We start from the raw sequence: 18,131 nt of genomic DNA, 5'->3' as shown, positions 1-18,131 counted from the left end.
TTTAGACCGCGGCCGTGACGATGATCTCAACTTTGTAGCCAGTTGTCGCCAGCTTTGCTTCGCCAGTCCAACGCGCTGGTGCATGTCCTGGGGCAACCCACGCGTCCCAAACCGCGTTCATATCGGCAAAGTCCGTCGCAATGTTGGCAACCCAAATTTGCGCGGTCAGCAACTTGGTTTTGTCTGATCCGACTTTGGCCAGCAGTGCGTCGACTTTTTCAAGCACCGCTTGGGTTTGCTCGGTTACAGTCCCGCCTTCAGCACCCACTTGGCCAGCAAGATAGGCAACGCCGCCGTGGACCACTGCTTGGCTCATACGTGGGCCGGAATCGATACGGGTGATGGTGTCGGACATAGGGTCTTCCTTTAATCAAAAATGATGCGGGAAGAGAGTGGAGCGGGTAACGAGAATCGAACTCGTAACTGAAGCTTGGGAAGCTTTCGTGATACCTTTTCACCATACCCGCGCGCTGTCGTCGGGATAGCCAAGCGTCTCAGGGCCGTCAACGCATAATCGGAGCAACACCCGCGAAATGACGCGCGACATTCCCTTCTTTTGGCCAAAATATCCCGGGGGTTTGGGGGCTGGCCCCCAAGCATCAGCGATCTCAGCCGCGTCGTCTGCGTCGACGTCCACCGCCAGTATCCGCCCCGCCTGTATTATGCGTAACGGTCGGAAGGGTGACGATTGAATTCAGGATCGGGAATGGTTCAACCGCGTTGGGAATGGCAGACGCATTCACGAAATGCTCTTGGAAACGCGGCTCAATCGCGGTTTCAATCTTATGGATATTATGAACCGTTTCTTCAATTTCGGCACGCGCGTTGCGATTAAGCAGCGCTATCCGCGCACCGGTTCCAGCGGCGTTTCCGGCTGAAGTCACTTTGTCCAAGGGTGCATCAGGGATCATCCCCAGAACCATCGCGTGTTTCGGTGAGATATGCGCCCCGAATGCCCCTGCAAGAACGACACGATCGACCTGATCGACGTCGAACTTATCCATCAACAGCCGCGCGCCCGAATATAGCGCTGCCTTCGCCATTTGGATTTCGCGGATGTCGCGGTTTGTCACCGTGATTTTCGGACCACCTGTGGCCGTGCCGTCATGCACCAGATATGACTGCGTCCGTCCGTCCTCAAAGCAATTGGGCGATCCGGTTTGTTCTGCTGATCCGATGAGGCCGGGTGCATCCACGATGCCTGCCATCCGCATTTCTGCGACCATTTCGATGATACCGGACCCGCAGATGCCTGTGACACCTGTTTGGGCAGTTTCTTCCGCGAATTTGGGGTCATCAGACCATAGATCAGATCCAATGACCTTAAAACGAGGGATTTTTGTGACGGGATCAATCTCGACCCGTTCAATGGCACCTGGTGCCGCACGTTGTCCGCTGCTGATCTGCGCCCCTTCAAAGGCGGGTCCCGTGGGGGATGAACATGCAAGCACTTTGTCTTTGTTACCCAGCAGGATTTCGGCGTTGGTGCCGACGTCGACAACAAGCACGAGATCGTCGGATTTGTCCGGTGCTTCAGACAAAGCCACAGCCGCCGCGTCAGCGCCCACGTGGCCCGCGATGCAAGGTAGGATGTAAATTCGGGCAGCGGGGTGGATGTTCAAGTTCAATTCAATCGCTCGTAGCGACAGCGATTCAGACGTTGCCAGCGCGAACGGCGCTTGTCCCAGTTCAAACGGATCAATGCCGAGGAACAAGTGGTGCATGACTGGATTACATACAAATACCGCATCCATGATCTGGTTGCGGTCGATTTCTGCTTCGGCTGCGATTTGGGTGAACAGCGCGTTCATACCTTCTTGGACGGCAGTGGTCATTTCATCCGCGCCAGAGGCGTTCATCATGGAATAACTAACGCGGCTCATTAGGTCTTCACCGAAACGAATTTGCGGATTCATGATACCCGATGACGCGACAACGTCGCCTGTATGCAAATCGCAGAGGTGAGCTGCGATTGTCGTTGATCCCAAATCGACGGCAAGCCCGTAGATCGCGCCGTCGAAATATCCGGGCCAGACCTGCATGATGCGTGGTGCGAATGTATCATCGCCCAAATGCACCGCACATGTGACTTTCCATTCGCCTTTGCGGAGCGCCGGTTGCAGAGCCTTGAGCACTGTCAAATCGGCTTCGAGCGCGGGTAGGTCCCAATCCCGACGCAAAGCTGCAATCAACCGTTCCAGATCTCCGGACGGGTCGTGCATGTCTGGCTCTGCCACTTCGATGTAGTAAAGCCGTGTGGTTGGGTTCAACGTAATGTCGCGTGCCTCTGCGCGTTTGCGCACGACTTGTTTATGGACTTGGCTGGTCTCTGGTACGTCGATGACGACATCGTTTTGCACAGTAGCTTGGCACCCAAGACGGCGACCTTTGACCAGTCCGCGAATATCGTCATAACGTTGTTCGACCGCGTTCCACTCTGACAGCGCGTTGTCGTGCACCGTCACGCCATGTTTGGAAAATTCACCATAAGACGGTGTAATCTGGCATTTCGAGCAGATTCCGCGTCCGCCACAAACGGAATCGAGATCGACGCCCAACTGGCGTGCAGCCGTTAGGATCGGGGTTCCAACTGGAAAGTTGCCGCGTTTGCCGGAAGGCGTAAAAATTACGAGGGGATCAGTCGTCATAAGTGTGGCCTGTTCGTTGTTAGCCATAGGCTATCCCGCCGCGATCATTTCTGGAATGGCCATTACCGTCATAATGATTATGCAGAACGGCATCGCGGTCGGTTTTAGCGCCCTTCAAAGACGGAAACACCGACGATCCAAACGATCAATGGGATCGGCAGCGTTGCAATCATCACGGTGATCAAAACGACCCAACCTCGAAATAGACGCGACAGACCTGCAACCATCATAATGCCGCCACCACCACCAATGGCAAACGTCCCCGGCACGTTTAGAAGCAGGCCGAGCGTTGCGTATCGATAATCAACGGTCAGCCGTGACAGCCAGCGTGGCAATAGTTTGCGTTGGGCGGCCAAACGTTCAGCAGGGTTGGAGTCTGCAATGCGATCAAGGTACGTGCAGATTTTTTGCAGCCCAAGGTCGCAGAAAATTTTACGCAGCCAAGGCAACGGAATGGTGCGCCCAATGAGGTAAGCGACCATTAGTCCGGTCACAGTCGCAATGTAGACGAATGGTGCGACCGCAGCCCCTTGAAGCAGCAGCAAAGCGATGCCGACTTCGATACCCGGCATGAAAGGGGTCGCAATCAGGATGGCGTAGATGAGCAGGCTGATGGCGATGACACCCGCCATCGTCATCGTGCCCGAAATCGAATTCATTTCGCCGATGAAATTTTGCGCCCAGCTCAGGAATGTATGCAAACCGATGACAATGCCCGTGAATATGGCAAACCAGATCAAAGCCCTGAACCACGCGGGTTTAGTCAATGAAGGTGTTTTCGGGGGTAAGTCGGACTGCATTTCGCGACGATGGGCGGGAAATGATCCCACTACAAGCGACATTGCCTGTTTTGCCCTTTTGATTGGATCACAACCATGCGATAGGGCCGTGTCAAACGATGCCACTGTCCAAGGAGATGACGATGGAGATTCGCGAGGCGCTGACCTTTGATGACGTGTTGCTTGTGCCGGGGGCATCTAGCGTGATGCCGTCAACTGCGGACACCCGCACACAGGTTACCAAATCCATTTCGATGAACATTCCGCTGTTGTCCTCTGCGATGGACACGGTGACCGAAGCCAAGATGGCGATTGCCATGGCGCAGGCCGGCGGTATGGGCGTTGTTCACAAAAATCTAACGGTTGATGAACAGGCCAAGGAAATCCGTCGTGTGAAGCGGTTTGTGTCCGGCACCGTTTATAACCCGGTGACGCTGACACCTGATCAGACGCTTGCTGATGCACGGGCATTGATGGAACGCTACCGGATCACAGGTTTCCCTGTTGTTGGCCCCGAAGGCCGTGTCGTTGGTATTGTGACCAATCGCGACATGCGCTTTGCACAAGACGAAAACACACCTGTTTCAGTCATGATGACGTCCAACGATTTGGCTGTGTTGCAAGAACCTGCCGATCTGGACGAAGCGCGGTCACTGATGCAGGCCCGCCGGATCGAAAAACTTCTGATCACGGATGGTGCTGGCAAACTGACAGGTCTGTTGACGCTGAAAGACAGCGAACAAGCTGTCTTGAACCCGATTGCCTGTAAGGACGACCTTGGCCGTTTGCGCGTTGCTGCTGCAACCGGTGTGGGTGATAGCGGGTTTGAGCGGTCGCAAGCGCTTATTGACGCGGGCGTTGATATGATTGTCGTGGATACGGCCCATGGCCATTCTGAAGGCGTTGCACAAGCGGTTGAGCGGGTTAAAGCCCTGAACAGCGGCGTGCAAATCGTCGCGGGTAACATCGCAACTGGCGAAGCGGCCAAAGCGCTCATCGGATCAGGTGCAGATGCTGTTAAGGTCGGGATTGGACCGGGGTCTATCTGTACCACACGTATGGTCGCTGGCGTCGGCGTTCCTCAGCTGACAGCGATTATGGATTGCGCGAAGGCGGCAGGCGACACGCCAGTGATTGCCGACGGCGGCATCAAGTTTTCTGGCGATTTCGCGAAGGCAATTGCGGCCGGTGCGTCCTGTGCGATGGTCGGATCAATGATCGCAGGCACGGACGAAAGCCCGGGCGAGGTTATCCTTTACCAAGGGCGTTCATTCAAATCCTATCGTGGGATGGGATCGCTTGGTGCGATGGCGCGCGGTTCAGCTGATCGGTATTTCCAGAAAGACGCGGCGAGCGACAAGCTGGTGCCGGAAGGTATCGAAGGTCAGGTTCCGTATAAGGGGTCTGCCAATGCTGTTGTTCACCAGTTGGTGGGCGGCTTGCGGGCGGCTATGGGCTACACAGGCAATGCGACCGTGGCTGAAATGCGCAAAGGCTGTAACTTTGTGAAGATCACGGGCGCGGGGCTGAAGGAAAGCCACGTGCATGACGTGCAAATCACGCGCGAAAGCCCCAACTATCGGGTAGGGTGATGATAGTAGGCATTGCGCATCTGTCCGTGCCGGGATTCGACGTTTGGTGTCTGAACGACGGCCATTATGTGTTTGGTGCGGAAGTTTTTCCATCCGTTGACGCGCAGATCAAAGATCAGCGATTGGCTGCGGCAGGACAATCGCAAATCGACACTGTTTTTCAGGCCTATTTGATCAAGCCAACTGTAGGTTGCTACATTCTGTTTGACACGGGATGCGGGCAAAATTTTGGCGCGATCGCAGGTCAATTGCCAACACGACTGGCCGCACTTGGCGTTTCGCCTGATCAGATTGAAACGCTTGTTTTCAGCCACTTGCACAGTGACCACTGTGGAGGTGCCGTGATTGATGGGACGCTTATGTTCAATTCTGCACGCGTCTATTTGCATGCGCAAGAACCCGAGGTTTGGGGCGGTGGCGATTTTACCGCGAATACGGTTCTTGAAAAATACGCAGGACGCCTCGAAACGGTTCAGGATGGGGACAACATTGCGCCGGGTATAACGGCTTGGGCGTTGCCGGGTCATACTGCGGGTCACATGGGGTTAAGGATCGGAGATATGCTTGTTCTCTGCGCTGACGTTCTGCACTCAGATGCGCTCCAATTGCCTGATCCGATGGTTTCGAGCGTCTATGACGACGACCCCGCCCAAGCTCGCGTCACGCGGCTGAAGGCGCTTGATGAAATCGCCACTCGCAATTTGGTCTTTTCGGGTTGTCATGGATCCCATATGGACAAATTTCGTCGTTTAAGACGCGCTGGCAATGGATTTGAGGCAATCAAGATATGACTCCTGCAGCACGTGTGGCCGCCGCAATCACAGTACTTGATGACATTCTTGCCGGACGTACGGCGGAAAAAGCCTTGTCTGACTGGGCAAGGGGAAGCCGTTTTGCCGGATCGAAAGACCGTGCTGCACTGCGCGATCTGGTTTTTGATGCATTACGCAAACGCGCGTCCAGCGCTGCGATTGGTGGTGCATTAACGGGCCGTGGCTTAATGATCGGGGCGCTACATCAAGATGGTGTTGATCTGGCCGCAATGTTTTCCGGCGAAGGACATGCGCCGTCTCCGCTTACCGCAGAAGAAAACGATCATTTGGACGCAGCACAGTCGATGCCAAAGCACGATGCCGTTGATCTGCCGGAATGGCTTTGGGATCAGTGTCAAACGGATCTTGGGGAAATCGCTGAAAAGACCGCATTAACCCTGAGAGAACGTGCGCCATTGTTTTTGCGCGTCAACACCCGACGTGGTTCGACAAAGGCAGCTATTCAGTCGCTGTCGGATGATGGCGTGGACGTCGTTGAACATGATACTCAAGCGGGTTGCTTGCGGGTAGTGAGTAATCCGCGTCGTGTAAAACTGTCGACGGCCTACACGACTGGATTGATCGAAATTCAAGATGCCGCATCGCAAATAGCTGTATCTGCTTTGGACATCGCGGACGGCGCGACGGTTTTGGATTATTGTGCAGGTGGCGGTGGTAAGGCGCTGGCGATTGCCGACATGTTCGACTGTGCAGTGACGGCTCACGATGTTGCCATTCAAAGAACGGTAGACATTGCGCCGCGTGCAGATCGGGCCGGCGTGCAGATAGACGTCCGAAATACCGATGAACTTGATCGCCAAGGCGGCTACGACGTGGTTGTCGCAGACGCACCCTGCAGCGGCAGCGGAACATGGCGGCGAAATCCAGAAGCGAAGTGGACTTTTTCACCAGCGAAACTGTCTGATTTCAGCGGGTTGCAGTCTGAAGTTATCTTGGCCGCGTCTCAACATGTGCGGACCAGCGGTACGCTATATTACATGACCTGTTCGGTACTCATGGAGGAAAACCAGCGCGTCGTTGACCGTTTCTTACGTGATCACGAAGGCTGGACCGCTGAACCGATTTTACAGCTTTACCCAAATGACCAATCCGACGGCTTCTATCTCTGTAAACTCACTAAATCTGGGTAGGCGCGGCTCTGATCTTGTTCTGTTAACCTTTGGTTAAGCGGATTTTAGTATCCGCAATTGGACTAGATCAGGAAGGGAAACGCGTGCGGGCTATCGCGAAACGGCCACCGGGGACGGAAGGGTTTTGGGCGCGTTCAGTGCATCCGGGCCTTTTGGCCTTGCCAATCCCACTCTTACTTGTCGCAGCAATTATTGTGACGCCGTTGACGATATCGCTCGGTCTTGTGATCTCGGCGGTAACTCTCGGGATTCTTGCTGCGATGGGGACCATGGCACGACGCCAAGTCCATGCCAAACAGCGCCTATTAAGCGAGGCTGTGCCATTGTTGGTTAGCAACGACCTGAACCCCGCATTTCTGACCGACGGGGATGGGGTGATTGCGTACGCAAATGAAGCGGCAGATGATCGGTTTGCCGAAACGACGGACAATTCGTTGGGCGCAAGACTTGCGACTGTGATCGCGAACCCGGACGCCGTGTTGTATCGGTTGCAATCGCGGGCCATCACAATGGCATCCGCGCGCGAAGATATTGTGACCCGGGCAGGGCAGTACAGACTTTCGGTGGCGCGCGTCGGGCCGATGATGTTCCTATGGCGCTTTGATGATTTGGTCGAGGCCAGCCAAAAGAACGAACGGGCGTCGGCGTCGCTGTCCTTGCCAATGATGACCGTGGGAAAAAGCGGCGCAATCTTGTTCTTAAATGATGCATTTCGGCGGTTGCTGGAACAGAGACCACGATCGATAGCAGAAGTGTTTGGACCTGAGCCGATCAAATCCGGTGACTTGCACCGCATTAAGACCGTTGATGGTACCGTGGACTGCATTGTTGCAGAAGTGTCTGGCGGGCCGGGGCGACGTGAAGTGTATGCGTTGCCGGCACCGGCAGGTGCGACGGGCACCCTTTCTGACGAAGAGACGATATCGAATTGGAGCGCGATTGAGGACTTACCCGTCCCGCTCATGAAAATTTCGGGTTCTGGCGATATTTTGGATTCAAATCGCGAAGCGCGTTTGTTGCTGGGTGTTAAATCAACGGATAATCGACGGATCACCGAAGTGCTGGATGGTTTGGGCCGTCCGGTCAGTGACTGGATCAAAGAAACCTTCGAAAAACGCGTGGGGCAAGCTTCGCAGTTTTTGGAAGGAAAGGGCGAACGTCAAGACATGGTCGTGCAGGTCACGCTGAATGTAGCAGGTGTCGGCGCAGAGGCTCATCTAATCGCCGTCATGAACGATGTCACTGAGCTAAAATCGCTGGAAGCGCAGTTTGTGCAAAGCCAAAAAATGCACGCAATCGGACAACTCGCAGGCGGTGTGGCCCACGATTTCAACAACCTTTTGACCGCAATATCAGGTCATTGCGACCTGTTGTTATTGCGACATGATCAGGGCGATCAAGATTATGGTGACTTGGTCCAGATCCATCAAAACGCCAATCGCGCGGCCAGTCTTGTTGGGCAGTTGCTCGCTTTTTCACGGAAACAGAACCTTCAGCCTGAAATAGTTGATCTACGCGATACGCTGTCGGATCTGACTCATTTGTTGAACCGCTTGGTCGGTGAAAAGGTAACGCTCACGCTGAATCACGACCCCAATTTGTCGCCAATCAAAGCGGACAAACGGCAGCTTGAACAAGTGCTCATGAATCTTGTCGTCAATGCGCGTGATGCGATGCCGGATGGGGGGACAATTCAAGTTGTGACCGAAAATCTCGTTTTGGAGAAAGAGATTGAACGCGATCGTGCGTTTGTTCCTGCTGGTGAATATGTCGTGGTAAAAGTCATTGACGAAGGGCAGGGGATTCCGCCGGAAATTATGTCCAAAATATTTGTGCCGTTTTACACGACAAAACGTCTGGGCGAAGGCACGGGACTTGGCCTTTCAACCGCCTACGGCATCGTCAAGCAAACCGGAGGCTATATTTTTGCAGACAGCGAAGTCGGGCGTGGCACGCAGTTTTCACTACTGTTCCCACATCATGATGTTCCTGTTGCAGAAGTGGTGCAGCCCGAAACTCCCGCTCCTGCGCCACTCAGCATGGCCACTGATGGCGTAATTTTGCTGGTCGAAGACGAAGCGCCTGTACGTGCATTTGCGTCGCGGGCGTTGCGACTGCGGGGGTACACGGTGCTAGAAGCCGATTGCGCCGAAGCGGCGCTGCAGTTGTTGTCGGACCCTGAACTAAACGTGGATATTTTTGTGACCGATGTCATTATGCCGGGCATGGATGGTCCGACGTGGGTGCGCGAGGCATTGTGCGATCGTCCAGACACCAAGGTCGTGTTCGTCTCTGGTTATGCCGAAGACGCATTTAGCGATGACAAATCGAAGATACCAAATTCGGTTTTCTTGCCAAAACCGTTCTCATTGAACGACTTAACAAACACCGTTCAAGGACAATTGCACTAGTTTGTTTTGACCTGCGCGAGATATGCAGCACAGCCGGTTAGGGCCGCGTAGTCATCCTTGACAACTGAAATTGGAAATTTCTTCATGAAGGGCCCAAAACGCCCTTTGTCGCAAAAGGCATCGGCAAAACCAGCTTTTTCCAGATGTGGTGCAAAAGCGCGAGATACCCCTCCAACAAGGAAAATGCCTCCAAAGGGTAACAATGTCAGCGCTAGGTTCCCGCAAACGGCCCCAAGCAGGCGGACACAAATAGCAACTGTTTCGACTGCCAATGGCGCATCATCGTCACAAGCCGCCATGATTTCATAGGCTTGCAGGCTCTCTGCGACACCGTTCTTTTGGGCAACGAAACGATAAACGTTTTCAATGCCACGACCTGACAGCACATCTTCGATGGATGGAAATCCATGCGCTTGGCTGACGAAATCCGCAAGTGCGTGATCTTCGGCGGTCAGGGTTGGCAACGTCGCATGCCCACTTTCAGACGCGGGCACGACACGGCCTCCGGGACTTTCGATAACGGGTGCAGTGTTGAAACCGGTTCCCACCCCAACTACCAGCTTCGCCGCCGATGCTTTCGCGGACGTTCCTGACAGCACGGAATCAAGATTTGCCTCAGACACGTGCCCAATCGCATACCCTTGCGCCTGCAAGTCGTTCAAAATCGCAACCGTTTCCGCTTTTGTCGCGGCGCCAAGTGACGCTTCGGTCATCGCCCAATCAAGGTTCGTCATTCGCGCCTGACCGTCTTGAACGGGGCCCGCGACTGCAACGCAGGTCGCGATCGGGTCGACCCCGCCTTCATCTTCCAGATATCGCTGGAGCACGGGTTCAAGACCGCTGTAATTCCGGTTTTCGTACCGACGGATCGTGTTTTCAAGAACCCGACTGCCATTTGCGAGAGCGACGCGCGTATTTGTGCCGCCAATATCAGCGACAAGCGCGTAAGTGTTCTTGGGATGTGTCATATCTTGTCTCAGCGGTTGCTACGCAATGCCGTAGCGAGCGCGTGGTACGATGCTTTTGGCGTCCGCACCTGTGTTTCATAATCTACATGAACAATACCAAATCGTTTGTCATAACCAAAGGCCCATTCGTAATTATCGAGCAGTGACCAGTAGAAAAATCCTTTGACGTTTGCGCCATCGGAAATTGCGTCTTTGGCTGCGAGAATATGATCGTTAACAAAGTTCTCGCGCACAGGATCAGCGACCTCGCCATCAACGACATCATCGTCCCATGCCATGCCGTTTTCGGTGACATACAGCGGCATATCCCCAACGTAGTCTTTCGATAAACGCGTCAAAAAATGTTTCAGACCATCAGGATAAATCGCCCAATCCATGCCTGTTTTTGGCAATGGGTCGTCTTCTGATTTTACCGCAGGCCAAACCGCGCTGACGTCTTCGGACATCAAGTGTCGCGTGTAATAGTTCACGCCAAGCCAATCGATGGGTTGATTGATGACGGCCATGTCATCTTCCCAGCCTTTCGGCATGTGTCCTTCGAAACCCTTAAGAACAACTTCGGGGTAGGTGCCTTTGGTAATCGCTTCGATAAACCAACGATTAAAGATTCCGTCTTGCAGATCGGCTGCGGCGAGGGCGCTGTCGCTATCATTTGCCGGTTGGGCATAGTCAAAGTTGAGAACAATGCCGCAATTTTTCTGGCCACGCGCGCGAAGGCGTTCCATGGCGACGCCATGCGCGAGATTGACGTGGTGCATGGCACGCGCGGTAGCACGGATATCGCGCTGACCAGGGGCATGATGACCGAGGTAGTGGGACAGAAATGCGACGCACCACGGTTCGTTCAGTGTCGCCACTGCTTCGACACGATCACCAATGCGGCCCATGATGACGTCAGTAAAATCACCGAACCATTTACCGACATCAGGGTTTGTCCAACCGCCAAGATCCGCAAGCGCGGATGGCATTTCCCAGTGATACAACGTCTGGAAAGGTTTTAGGCCGCGCGCCAGTATTGCGTCCACCAACCGGTCATAGAAATCCAGACCTTCTTGGTTCACTTGACCGCGGCCTTCCGGCAATACACGCGCCCAACTTGTCGAAAAGCGGTATGCGTCCATATTGGCATCTTTCAAGAGATCGAGATCGTCCTCGAACTTATGATAATGGTCGCATGCAATTGCGCCGTCCTGTGCCTTGAAAACGTTGCCTTGGGTCGCGGCGAAGGTGTCCCAATGTGTTGAACCGGCGCCGCCGAAGGAATGGCCTTCGATCTGGTAGGCGGCTGTTGCGGCACCAAAGACGAAACCATCAGGGAAGTCAGCGCGGGTGAAGTTCATAATGGTGGTCCTTGATGCTCTACGACGATTTAGATGTCAGATTCGTAATACGTAAACGATTACATAAGCCATTGCGTATGTCCTGCATAGAGAGTTTTCCAACTGAATCTCCTGACCTCTTGCCTCGGGTCCGACTGTGTGACCAGATGGCAAAATTGAATATGAGGTACCCGATGGACGTTCCAATTAATGGTCTCAAGACGGCGATGCTTTCAGGCAAGCCGCAATATGGTGTTTGGCTGAACACTGGATCGCACGTTGTGGCTGAAATGGCGGGTCACTGCGGTTTTGACTGGTGTTTGATCGACGGTGAACATGGGCCCCTGACATTGAGCGAGATGGTCCCGCAGTTGCAAGCGCTGGCCACGACCCCAACGCACGCTGTCGTGCGGATTGCAGATCCACAGGCCTGGATGATCAAGCAAGTTCTGGATATCGGTGCGCAAACGGTATTGGTGCCGATGGTCGACACTGGTGATCAGGCGGCGGAAATGGGGCGTGCGATGCTTTATCCACCGCATGGTAACCGTGGTATGGGCGCGGCGATCGCGCGGGCTTCTGCTTTTGGCAATATGACGGGATATGTGCGGGACGCCGGTGACCAAGTTTGTCTGTTTGTGCAGGCTGAAAGCGCAACCGCCCTGGAGAATATCGATGCTATTGCGGCGGCCGAAGGGGTAGATGGAGTGTTCATCGGTCCGGCTGATCTATCCGCTGACATGGGATTTCCGGGTGATCCGGATCACCCCGATGTGTTGGCCGCCATTGATCATATGATCGACCGCATTCACGCGGCTGGTAAGATTTCCGGTATTCTGACCTTTGCTCCGGAGCGCAGCAAATATTACGCTGAACGTGGTGTCGGGTTTGTTGGCATCGGCGCAGATGTTGCGATTTTCGGGCGCGCGTTAAAGGCGGTCTTGGCGGCTGTACGCTAGAATTCGAAGTCCGCGTTGAAATCCTCTGGTAGCGCATTCGGGCTGGCGCAGGCGGTGAGGCCGAGCAGGGTACAAATGATTAGTAGGCGCAACATGGGCTTTCCTTAACGCGACAAGATTAGTTCACCATCGGTGATTGAGATACTGTCGTAAAGGCCGAGATAGGTCATCCCAAGCAGAGACTGATCCATCTCGCCGCCGTTCACCGTCGCGCGCAGACGTGCGTCGGTGTATGGGCCAACGCTGACCTGATCGAGTACAACAGACGCGGTGCGGACTTCGCCGTTGGCAGTTCGTGCAATACCCAGATAGCGCAGGTCATCCGGATTAAGACCCACGTTTTGCGCATCTTGCTGTGTCAAAACGACCTGCGTCGCACCAGTGTCGACGACAAAGTCGACGGGTACACCATTGATATCCAACGTAATATAGTAATGCCCGTCCGATGCGCGCGGCAAAACGATGTCTGTCCCGCTGACCGCTTGGCGGGGTGCGATGTCGCGACTAATGTCATTCCATAGACCGATGGCAGCGATCGTGCCCACGAATATCATTCCCCAGATGGCAGCTTGCTGTGCGACCTTACCAAGGTTGTTTTTGTTAGCGAAAATATAAGACCCAGCAATGGCCGCACCAAGCAGCACAAGATAGGTCAGTTGCATCATCTGATCTGTGTTCATGCGCTTAATATAGGTGCTACGCACCAATTCCAAAGGTCTGGGAAATCCCATCAAGCACAAACTGGATTGCAAGTGCGGCCAAAAGCATGCCCAGAACCCGTGTGACAATGTTCAAACCAGTCTTGCCAAGCACGCGTTCGACAGGGTTCGAGGCGAACAAAAAGGCTAGCAGAATCAGCAATACAGCGACGACAACGCCGATGATCGCCAGTACATCTACGACGCCGTCGGATTGGCCGGCCAACAGGATCAGGGTTGTAATCGCACCGGGGCCGACGATCAGTGGCAACGCAAGTGGGAAGACAGATGGGTCTTCGGTATGTTCTTCGCCGCCTTCGGTTGCGTTGTCTTCGCGGCGCGCTTGTCGCTTTTGGAACAGCATTTCAAGGGCCGTTAGGAACAGCAAAACGCCCCCCGCGATGCGGAATGCAGGCATTGAAATGCCGATAAAGCCCAACAAAGCCTCGCCCAACAAAATGAATGCCACCATTAAACAGAAAGCGATGACAACCGACCGGATCGCGATGACGCGCCGTTGGGACGGAGTCATCCCTTGGGTCAACGCCAGGAATAACGGCGTGAGGCCCGGTGGGTCGATGATCACAAACAACGTTGTAAATGCGGCTATCAAAGCGGGTAATTCTGTCATGTCAGTGCCTTACGGATAGTGCGGGAGCCTCTGGCGGGGATATTTACGAGCCAAAAGAAATGAGGTGTTAGTGCTTATTTCTGGGCTTTCTCGAGATTTTCGAGAGCTTGCATCCACATGGTTTCAGCCCGTTCGAGCCCATTCATGACCTCCGCGTATTTCTTGTTCCATGTTTCCAACTCGCCTTTACGACCGTCTTCGTAAAGAACAGGATCGGCAAGCTTTTTCGCGAGTTTATCGCGCATGTCGTTGATTTTTTTGACACGCTCTTCTGATTTGCGGACCTCAGCTTTTAGGGCGAGCAGTTCGTCGCGGCTGATTGCCTTTGGTTTTGGCTTCGGTTTTTCCGCAACCTTGGGCTTTTCAGGGGTGATCAGCATCTTGCGGTAGGTTTCGAGGTCTTCCTCGTAAGGTTTTACATGCCCGTTTTTCACGAGCCACAGGCGATCCGCGACCATCGACAACAGGTGCATGTCGTGGCTGACGAGGATGACGGCGCCCGTATAGGCGGTCAGAGCGTCAACTAGCGCTTCACGCGATTCGATATCAAGGTGGTTTGTCGGCTCATCGAGGATGAGCAGATGCGGCGCGGGCAGGGTTGCCAGCAGCAGCGACAGACGCGCCTTTTGACCACCGGACAGGCGACCAACCTCTGTATCCGCTTGATCAGCACCCAATCCAAAGCCTGCGAGGCGTGCCCGCAATTTGGCTTGGCCTTCTTCAGCACGTTCACGCAGCAGGTGCTGCAGGGGCGTTTCATCGACGTAAAGTTCGTCAACTTGGTGCTGCGCAAAGAATCCAATCCGCAGCTTGTTTGACGTCACCATATTCCCGCGCGCCACATCAAGTCTGCCGGATAACATCTTGGAAAGTGTGGATTTACCCTCGCCGTTACGGCCGAGTAGAGCGATCCTGTCGTCTTGGTCGATGCGCAGGTTCAATTCGTGCAGAATGATTGTGTTGCCGTATCCAACCGCCGCTGATTCCGTCGCGATAATCGGTGGTGAAAGTTCTTCGGGTTTCGGGAAAGTGAACACGGTCCGCGCCACGTCTTCGGGCGCACGGATCGTTTCCATCTTCTCAAGCGCTTTCACACGGGATTGCGCCTGTTTCGCTTTGGATGCCTTCGCTTTAAACCTATCCACGAAAGCCTGCAGATGTTCGCGCTTCGCGTCCTGTTTTTTCGCCGCCGCCGTCAAAAGTGCACGCTTTTCAGCGCGTTGCTTGGCGAACATGTCGTAGGTGCCGGTGTAGTAGATCAGCCCCTTGTCTTCGAGATGCAGGATGCCGCCAACGGATCGGTTCAGCAGTTCGCGGTCGTGGGACACGATCAGAACAGTGTGGGGATATTTGACCAGATAGGCCTCAAGCCACAACGCGCCTTCAAGGTCGAGATAGTTTGTCGGCTCGTCGAGCAGCAACAAATCAGGCTCGGAAAACAGTACGGCCGCCAAAGCGACACGCATCCGCCAGCCGCCGGAAAAAGCAGAACAGGGCTGGCGTTGTTCTTCGTCGGTAAACCCAAGACCCTTGAGGATTGCAGAGGCGCGTCCTTCGGCAGACCACGCATCAATATCAGCCAGCCGTGTTTGAATGTCGGCAATGCGAGCAGGGTCAGTGGCCGTTTCAGATTCGGCCAATAACGCTTCACGTTCCACATCCGCACGCAGCACTGTGTTGATCAGTGAGACTTCGTTGCCGGGGACTTCCTGGCTCACGCCACCAATTTTCCAGCCTTTGGGAATATCAACAGATCCGGTGTCTAGCACCATTTCGCCACGGATGATCTTGAACAAGGTCGTTTTGCCAGAGCCGTTACGCCCCACCAAGCCGACCTTGTGACCAGTCGGAATCGTCACTGTTGCGTTTTCAACCAGCGTGCGGCCGGAGACTGAATAGGTGATGTCTGAAATCTTAAGCATGGGGCTGCTTTGCCTGATCACAGGGGCAGGGTCAATCGCCGCTTTTCAAGGGGTCCGGTGCATGCTACTGCCCGCCCAGAAATTCAACGCAGGGTTTGGCCCTGCCCAGACCGAAAGAGGCCCGACATGGCAATTCAACGTACATTCTCTATCATCAAGCCAGACGCGACAAAGCGCAACCTGACAGGCAAAATTGCGGCTAAATTCGAAGAAGCCGGCCTGCGCATCGTTGCATCCAAGCGTATCCAGCTGACACTGGCACAGGCACAGCAGTTCTACGGTGTGCACTCTGAGCGTCCGTTCTTCGGAGAACTGTGCGAATTCATGATCTCCGAGCCGATCGTTGTTCAGGTTCTCGAAGGTGAAGACGCAATCGCGAAAAACCGCGAAGTTATGGGCGCAACAAACCCAGCAGACGCCGCTGACGGCACAATCCGTAAAGAATTCGCACTGTCCATCGGCGAGAACTCTGTTCACGGTTCCGACGCCCCAGAAACAGCCGCAGAAGAAATCGCATTCTTCTTCTCAGGTCTTGAACTGGTTGGCTAAGTCTTTAGCGGCTTAGAATTCGAAAAGGGCGCCTGATGTGGCGCCCTTTTTTATGCCTGACGTGCGGGTAGGGATCGTGCCAGGATGTAGGCTGCGTGGATGAACCCGGGGACATAGAACAGACAAGTGAGTAGTATGTTCAGCCAGAATGCCCCACGAAAGCCAACCGTCAGAAAAACACCAAGCGGCGGGATGATGATCACGGCGAGAAGTTTCAACCAATACATTTAGGCCACCCAACTTTCTGCACCGATCCGGCCGGTATCGACCTGTCGTGCGCGGGCTGCGCGTCTATTCAGGTTCACCTCAAGCGCGCGATAATTGCGCAGGTTTGCGTTATAAAGAACGTCAAAGATGTCGCCAACGACAGGCACCGACCCGACAATCAGGTCGAGCAACGTGTTGAAAGACATGTACGCAACAGCGCCTGGTGTCGCTCCAATTTTGTGCGCGCGGTGGATCATCCAGACCGCAGGGACCACGGATGCCAAATCGCCGATGACCGGAATAAGACCAAGGATGTTATCCAGACCAATCGAAATCTTGGTGCCGGGAATGTAAAATAGAGCGTCCATGCGCATTGCTACAATACGCAAGCGACGCAGTTCTTCATCAATATCATGTTGTATGTTCATGTCGTTAACATAGCAGGTTTGATTACGTATGTGAAGGGTGTTTACATTTTTCCTTTTGCGACGGGATACGAACTACCTAAGATACCATCATGGAAGACATACAATTTACATTTCTAAAAGCGCCATTAGGGGGCACCGTTCGATACGCGTTATCAGATGGCCGCTTGACGGAACGGGACGCGGATCGCGTCGCGATTTGGGAAATTGCTTTGGCTGACGTTGAAGCAGCGACTTACAGCACAACCAACGTAGGTGGACTGCTGGCACGCACTTTAACCCTCAAGACCGACCACAAAAACGTGACGATTGGCTATTCAGACAGGAACCCGAAAGACGATGAAGCGGATGGATTCGTTGCCTTGATCCGTGCAATTGGATCGGGGTTAGAAGACGCGCAGCCTGGGTTTCGTGTGTCTTTAGGTCAAACCAAGTTCCAAAGGTTCGCACTGTTCACAGCATTCGCTTTTGCAGTTGTTGTAGCCGCGGGCATCCTGTTTGCGATGTTTCTCAGCAATATGGGGTTCGATGACGTGTTCGCAGTTGCGGCACCACTGGCAGTCTTGATCGTCTTCGGTGGCCTAGGGATGAGGATGTTTTGGCCGTGGCGTCCATTGCCGACCATCCCAGCAAAACGTCTGCTTGCGCCACCGGCTCAGCGGGATACGACGCCAATCTGATCCAGAAAAGTCTCCAGTTCGGATCGGTCCGCATCGAAACTGTCGTTTTTCAGGCTATCGAATTTCACACGCAGCGCTTTCTTTTCGTCACCCTTGCAATCGTTCCACGGTCTGCCTTGTAGGGCCATGTGTAGAACGTAATACCCAATAAAATGGGGGCGTGTCCCGTTCTCTAACAATTTTTGATAGGCGGCATGGGCGCCGAGCGCACGCAGATTTTCGGCGGTCATGATGCCAACATCGTTGAGCATCGTTTCCTTCGCCGGACCGAGATTCTTAATGGTTGAGATTGCCGCCATGGTTTCAATTTACATGGAACGGAAAAAAGGACCAGTGGGTACAGAGTAAAGAAGGGGAAAACGAACCCCGCACACCACCGG

Annotated in this window: 18 protein-coding genes and 1 tRNA gene; 7 read left to right on the top strand and 12 right to left on the bottom strand. The window is 54.1% G+C overall.

Annotated features, from left to right (window positions below; all coding sequences use genetic code 11):
• Position 1: 1 nt before the first annotated feature.
• The 4 genes from AC0L7R_RS09930 to AC0L7R_RS09915 all read right to left on the bottom strand — a co-directional run bounded on the left by AC0L7R_RS09930 (position 2) and on the right by AC0L7R_RS09915 (position 3,490).
• Positions 2 to 355 carry a Rid family hydrolase gene (locus AC0L7R_RS09930; protein WP_473656703.1) on the bottom strand — a complete coding sequence of 118 codons (354 nt, stop codon included), beginning with the start codon at positions 353 to 355 and terminating at the stop codon, positions 2 to 4.
• A 38-nt stretch (positions 356 to 393) separates the two neighbouring features.
• Positions 394 to 467 (bottom strand) — tRNA-Gly (locus tag AC0L7R_RS09925).
• Between the two features lie 141 nt (positions 468 to 608).
• A complete protein-coding gene (locus tag AC0L7R_RS09920; RefSeq protein ID WP_473656702.1) occupies positions 609 to 2,648 on the bottom strand; it encodes an ASKHA domain-containing protein in 2,040 nt (679 codons plus the stop codon).
• 104 nt (positions 2,649 to 2,752) lie between these two features.
• Positions 2,753 to 3,490 (bottom strand): hypothetical protein, encoded by a 738-nt coding sequence (locus AC0L7R_RS09915; protein ID WP_473656701.1) that lies wholly within the window; start codon positions 3,488 to 3,490, stop codon positions 2,753 to 2,755.
• An 80-nt stretch (positions 3,491 to 3,570) separates the two neighbouring features.
• Between AC0L7R_RS09915 and guaB the strand changes: the two genes are divergently transcribed.
• The 4 genes from guaB to AC0L7R_RS09895 all read left to right on the top strand — a co-directional run bounded on the left by guaB (position 3,571) and on the right by AC0L7R_RS09895 (position 9,393).
• The gene (gene guaB / locus AC0L7R_RS09910) at positions 3,571 to 5,019 is read left to right on the top strand and encodes an IMP dehydrogenase (protein ID WP_473656700.1); all 1,449 of its coding nucleotides are present in this window, start codon (positions 3,571 to 3,573) and stop codon (positions 5,017 to 5,019) included.
• Positions 5,019 to 5,810, top strand: a complete 792-nt coding sequence (locus AC0L7R_RS09905; protein ID WP_473656699.1) for an MBL fold metallo-hydrolase — start codon at positions 5,019 to 5,021, stop codon at positions 5,808 to 5,810. Before guaB ends, AC0L7R_RS09905 begins: the two co-directional genes overlap by 1 nt.
• Entirely contained in the window at positions 5,807 to 6,982 is a 1,176-nt protein-coding gene (locus tag AC0L7R_RS09900) for an RsmB/NOP family class I SAM-dependent RNA methyltransferase (protein WP_473656698.1), read from the top strand. The genes AC0L7R_RS09905 and AC0L7R_RS09900 overlap by 4 nt, the downstream gene beginning before the upstream one ends.
• Before the next feature lie 83 nt (positions 6,983 to 7,065).
• On the top strand, positions 7,066 to 9,393 hold the full coding sequence (locus AC0L7R_RS09895; RefSeq protein ID WP_473656697.1) for an ATP-binding protein: 2,328 nt from the start codon (positions 7,066 to 7,068) through the stop codon (positions 9,391 to 9,393).
• Here the strand turns inward: AC0L7R_RS09895 and AC0L7R_RS09890 are convergent.
• Entirely contained in the window at positions 9,390 to 10,361 is a 972-nt protein-coding gene (locus AC0L7R_RS09890; protein ID WP_473656696.1) for a glucokinase, read from the bottom strand. The genes AC0L7R_RS09895 and AC0L7R_RS09890 overlap by 4 nt on opposite strands.
• An 8-nt stretch (positions 10,362 to 10,369) precedes the next feature.
• A complete protein-coding gene (locus AC0L7R_RS09885) occupies positions 10,370 to 11,701 on the bottom strand; it encodes a GH1 family beta-glucosidase (protein WP_473656695.1) in 1,332 nt (443 codons plus the stop codon).
• 173 nt (positions 11,702 to 11,874) lie between these two features.
• Between AC0L7R_RS09885 and AC0L7R_RS09880 the strand changes: the two genes are divergently transcribed.
• Positions 11,875 to 12,639 carry an aldolase/citrate lyase family protein gene (locus AC0L7R_RS09880; RefSeq protein WP_473656694.1) on the top strand — a complete coding sequence of 255 codons (765 nt, stop codon included), beginning with the start codon at positions 11,875 to 11,877 and terminating at the stop codon, positions 12,637 to 12,639.
• Between the two features lie 104 nt (positions 12,640 to 12,743).
• On the opposite strand, the gene AC0L7R_RS09875 is transcribed toward AC0L7R_RS09880, so the two are convergent.
• The 3 genes from AC0L7R_RS09875 to abc-f form a co-directional block, all read right to left on the bottom strand.
• Positions 12,744 to 13,319, bottom strand: coding sequence for a TIGR02281 family clan AA aspartic protease (locus AC0L7R_RS09875; RefSeq protein WP_473656693.1), 576 nt, complete (start codon positions 13,317 to 13,319; stop codon positions 12,744 to 12,746).
• Positions 13,320 to 13,335: 16 nt separating this feature from the next.
• Positions 13,336 to 13,968, bottom strand: a complete 633-nt coding sequence (locus AC0L7R_RS09870) for a MarC family protein (RefSeq protein ID WP_473656692.1) — start codon at positions 13,966 to 13,968, stop codon at positions 13,336 to 13,338.
• 74 nt (positions 13,969 to 14,042) lie between these two features.
• Complete coding sequence (gene abc-f / locus AC0L7R_RS09865; protein ID WP_473656691.1) at positions 14,043 to 15,890, bottom strand: ribosomal protection-like ABC-F family protein; 1,848 nt, start codon at positions 15,888 to 15,890, stop codon at positions 14,043 to 14,045.
• Positions 15,891 to 16,016: 126 nt separating this feature from the next.
• On the opposite strand from abc-f, the gene ndk reads away from it, so the two are divergent.
• Positions 16,017 to 16,439, top strand: coding sequence for a nucleoside-diphosphate kinase (ndk, locus tag AC0L7R_RS09860; protein WP_073141126.1), 423 nt, complete (start codon positions 16,017 to 16,019; stop codon positions 16,437 to 16,439).
• Positions 16,440 to 16,489: 50 nt separating this feature from the next.
• Here the strand turns inward: ndk and AC0L7R_RS09855 are convergent, their stop codons facing one another.
• Both AC0L7R_RS09855 and AC0L7R_RS09850 read right to left on the bottom strand, forming a co-directional pair.
• Positions 16,490 to 16,666 (bottom strand): YqaE/Pmp3 family membrane protein, encoded by a 177-nt coding sequence (locus AC0L7R_RS09855; protein ID WP_473656690.1) that lies wholly within the window; start codon positions 16,664 to 16,666, stop codon positions 16,490 to 16,492.
• On the bottom strand, positions 16,667 to 17,074 hold the full coding sequence (locus AC0L7R_RS09850) for a DUF4112 domain-containing protein (RefSeq protein ID WP_281501937.1): 408 nt from the start codon (positions 17,072 to 17,074) through the stop codon (positions 16,667 to 16,669).
• 89 nt (positions 17,075 to 17,163) lie between these two features.
• Here AC0L7R_RS09850 and AC0L7R_RS09845 point away from each other — a divergent pair, with 89 nt between their 5' ends.
• Positions 17,164 to 17,751 (top strand): hypothetical protein, encoded by a 588-nt coding sequence (locus AC0L7R_RS09845; RefSeq protein WP_473656689.1) that lies wholly within the window; start codon positions 17,164 to 17,166, stop codon positions 17,749 to 17,751.
• Here AC0L7R_RS09845 and AC0L7R_RS09840 read toward each other — a convergent pair.
• Positions 17,727 to 18,050, bottom strand: coding sequence for a TfoX/Sxy family DNA transformation protein (locus AC0L7R_RS09840; protein ID WP_473656688.1), 324 nt, complete (start codon positions 18,048 to 18,050; stop codon positions 17,727 to 17,729). The two genes, AC0L7R_RS09845 and AC0L7R_RS09840, sit on opposite strands and share 25 nt — an antisense overlap.
• Between the last annotated feature and the right edge of the window lie 81 nt (positions 18,051 to 18,131).

Source organism: Yoonia sp. D2-7, assembly GCF_055809435.1.
Note: the sequence above shows the minus strand (reverse complement) of the source record. Positions and strands in the feature narration are given on the sequence as shown.

Excerpts from the sequence above, each read along its gene's own strand:
- AC0L7R_RS09890 (WP_473656696.1), bottom strand. The coding sequence starts at position 10,361 with ATGACACATCCCAAGAACACTTACGCGCTTGTCGCTGATATTGGCGGC.
- AC0L7R_RS09905 (WP_473656699.1), top strand. The coding sequence starts at position 5,019 with ATGATAGTAGGCATTGCGCATCTGTCCGTGCCGGGATTCGACGTTTGG.
- AC0L7R_RS09840 (WP_473656688.1), bottom strand. The coding sequence starts at position 18,050 with ATGGCGGCAATCTCAACCATTAAGAATCTCGGTCCGGCGAAGGAAACG.
- AC0L7R_RS09875 (WP_473656693.1), bottom strand. The coding sequence starts at position 13,319 with ATGAACACAGATCAGATGATGCAACTGACCTATCTTGTGCTGCTTGGT.
- AC0L7R_RS09915 (WP_473656701.1), bottom strand. The coding sequence starts at position 3,490 with ATGTCGCTTGTAGTGGGATCATTTCCCGCCCATCGTCGCGAAATGCAG.
- AC0L7R_RS09930 (WP_473656703.1), bottom strand. The coding sequence starts at position 355 with ATGTCCGACACCATCACCCGTATCGATTCCGGCCCACGTATGAGCCAA.
- AC0L7R_RS09845 (WP_473656689.1), top strand. The coding sequence starts at position 17,164 with ATGGAAGACATACAATTTACATTTCTAAAAGCGCCATTAGGGGGCACC.
- AC0L7R_RS09880 (WP_473656694.1), top strand. The coding sequence starts at position 11,875 with ATGGACGTTCCAATTAATGGTCTCAAGACGGCGATGCTTTCAGGCAAG.
- ndk (WP_073141126.1), top strand. The coding sequence starts at position 16,017 with ATGGCAATTCAACGTACATTCTCTATCATCAAGCCAGACGCGACAAAG.
- AC0L7R_RS09920 (WP_473656702.1), bottom strand. The coding sequence starts at position 2,648 with ATGACGACTGATCCCCTCGTAATTTTTACGCCTTCCGGCAAACGCGGC.
- AC0L7R_RS09855 (WP_473656690.1), bottom strand. The coding sequence starts at position 16,666 with ATGTATTGGTTGAAACTTCTCGCCGTGATCATCATCCCGCCGCTTGGT.
- guaB (WP_473656700.1), top strand. The coding sequence starts at position 3,571 with ATGGAGATTCGCGAGGCGCTGACCTTTGATGACGTGTTGCTTGTGCCG.
- AC0L7R_RS09885 (WP_473656695.1), bottom strand. The coding sequence starts at position 11,701 with ATGAACTTCACCCGCGCTGACTTCCCTGATGGTTTCGTCTTTGGTGCC.
- abc-f (WP_473656691.1), bottom strand. The coding sequence starts at position 15,890 with ATGCTTAAGATTTCAGACATCACCTATTCAGTCTCCGGCCGCACGCTG.
- AC0L7R_RS09850 (WP_281501937.1), bottom strand. The coding sequence starts at position 17,074 with ATGAACATACAACATGATATTGATGAAGAACTGCGTCGCTTGCGTATT.
- AC0L7R_RS09900 (WP_473656698.1), top strand. The coding sequence starts at position 5,807 with ATGACTCCTGCAGCACGTGTGGCCGCCGCAATCACAGTACTTGATGAC.
- AC0L7R_RS09870 (WP_473656692.1), bottom strand. The coding sequence starts at position 13,968 with ATGACAGAATTACCCGCTTTGATAGCCGCATTTACAACGTTGTTTGTG.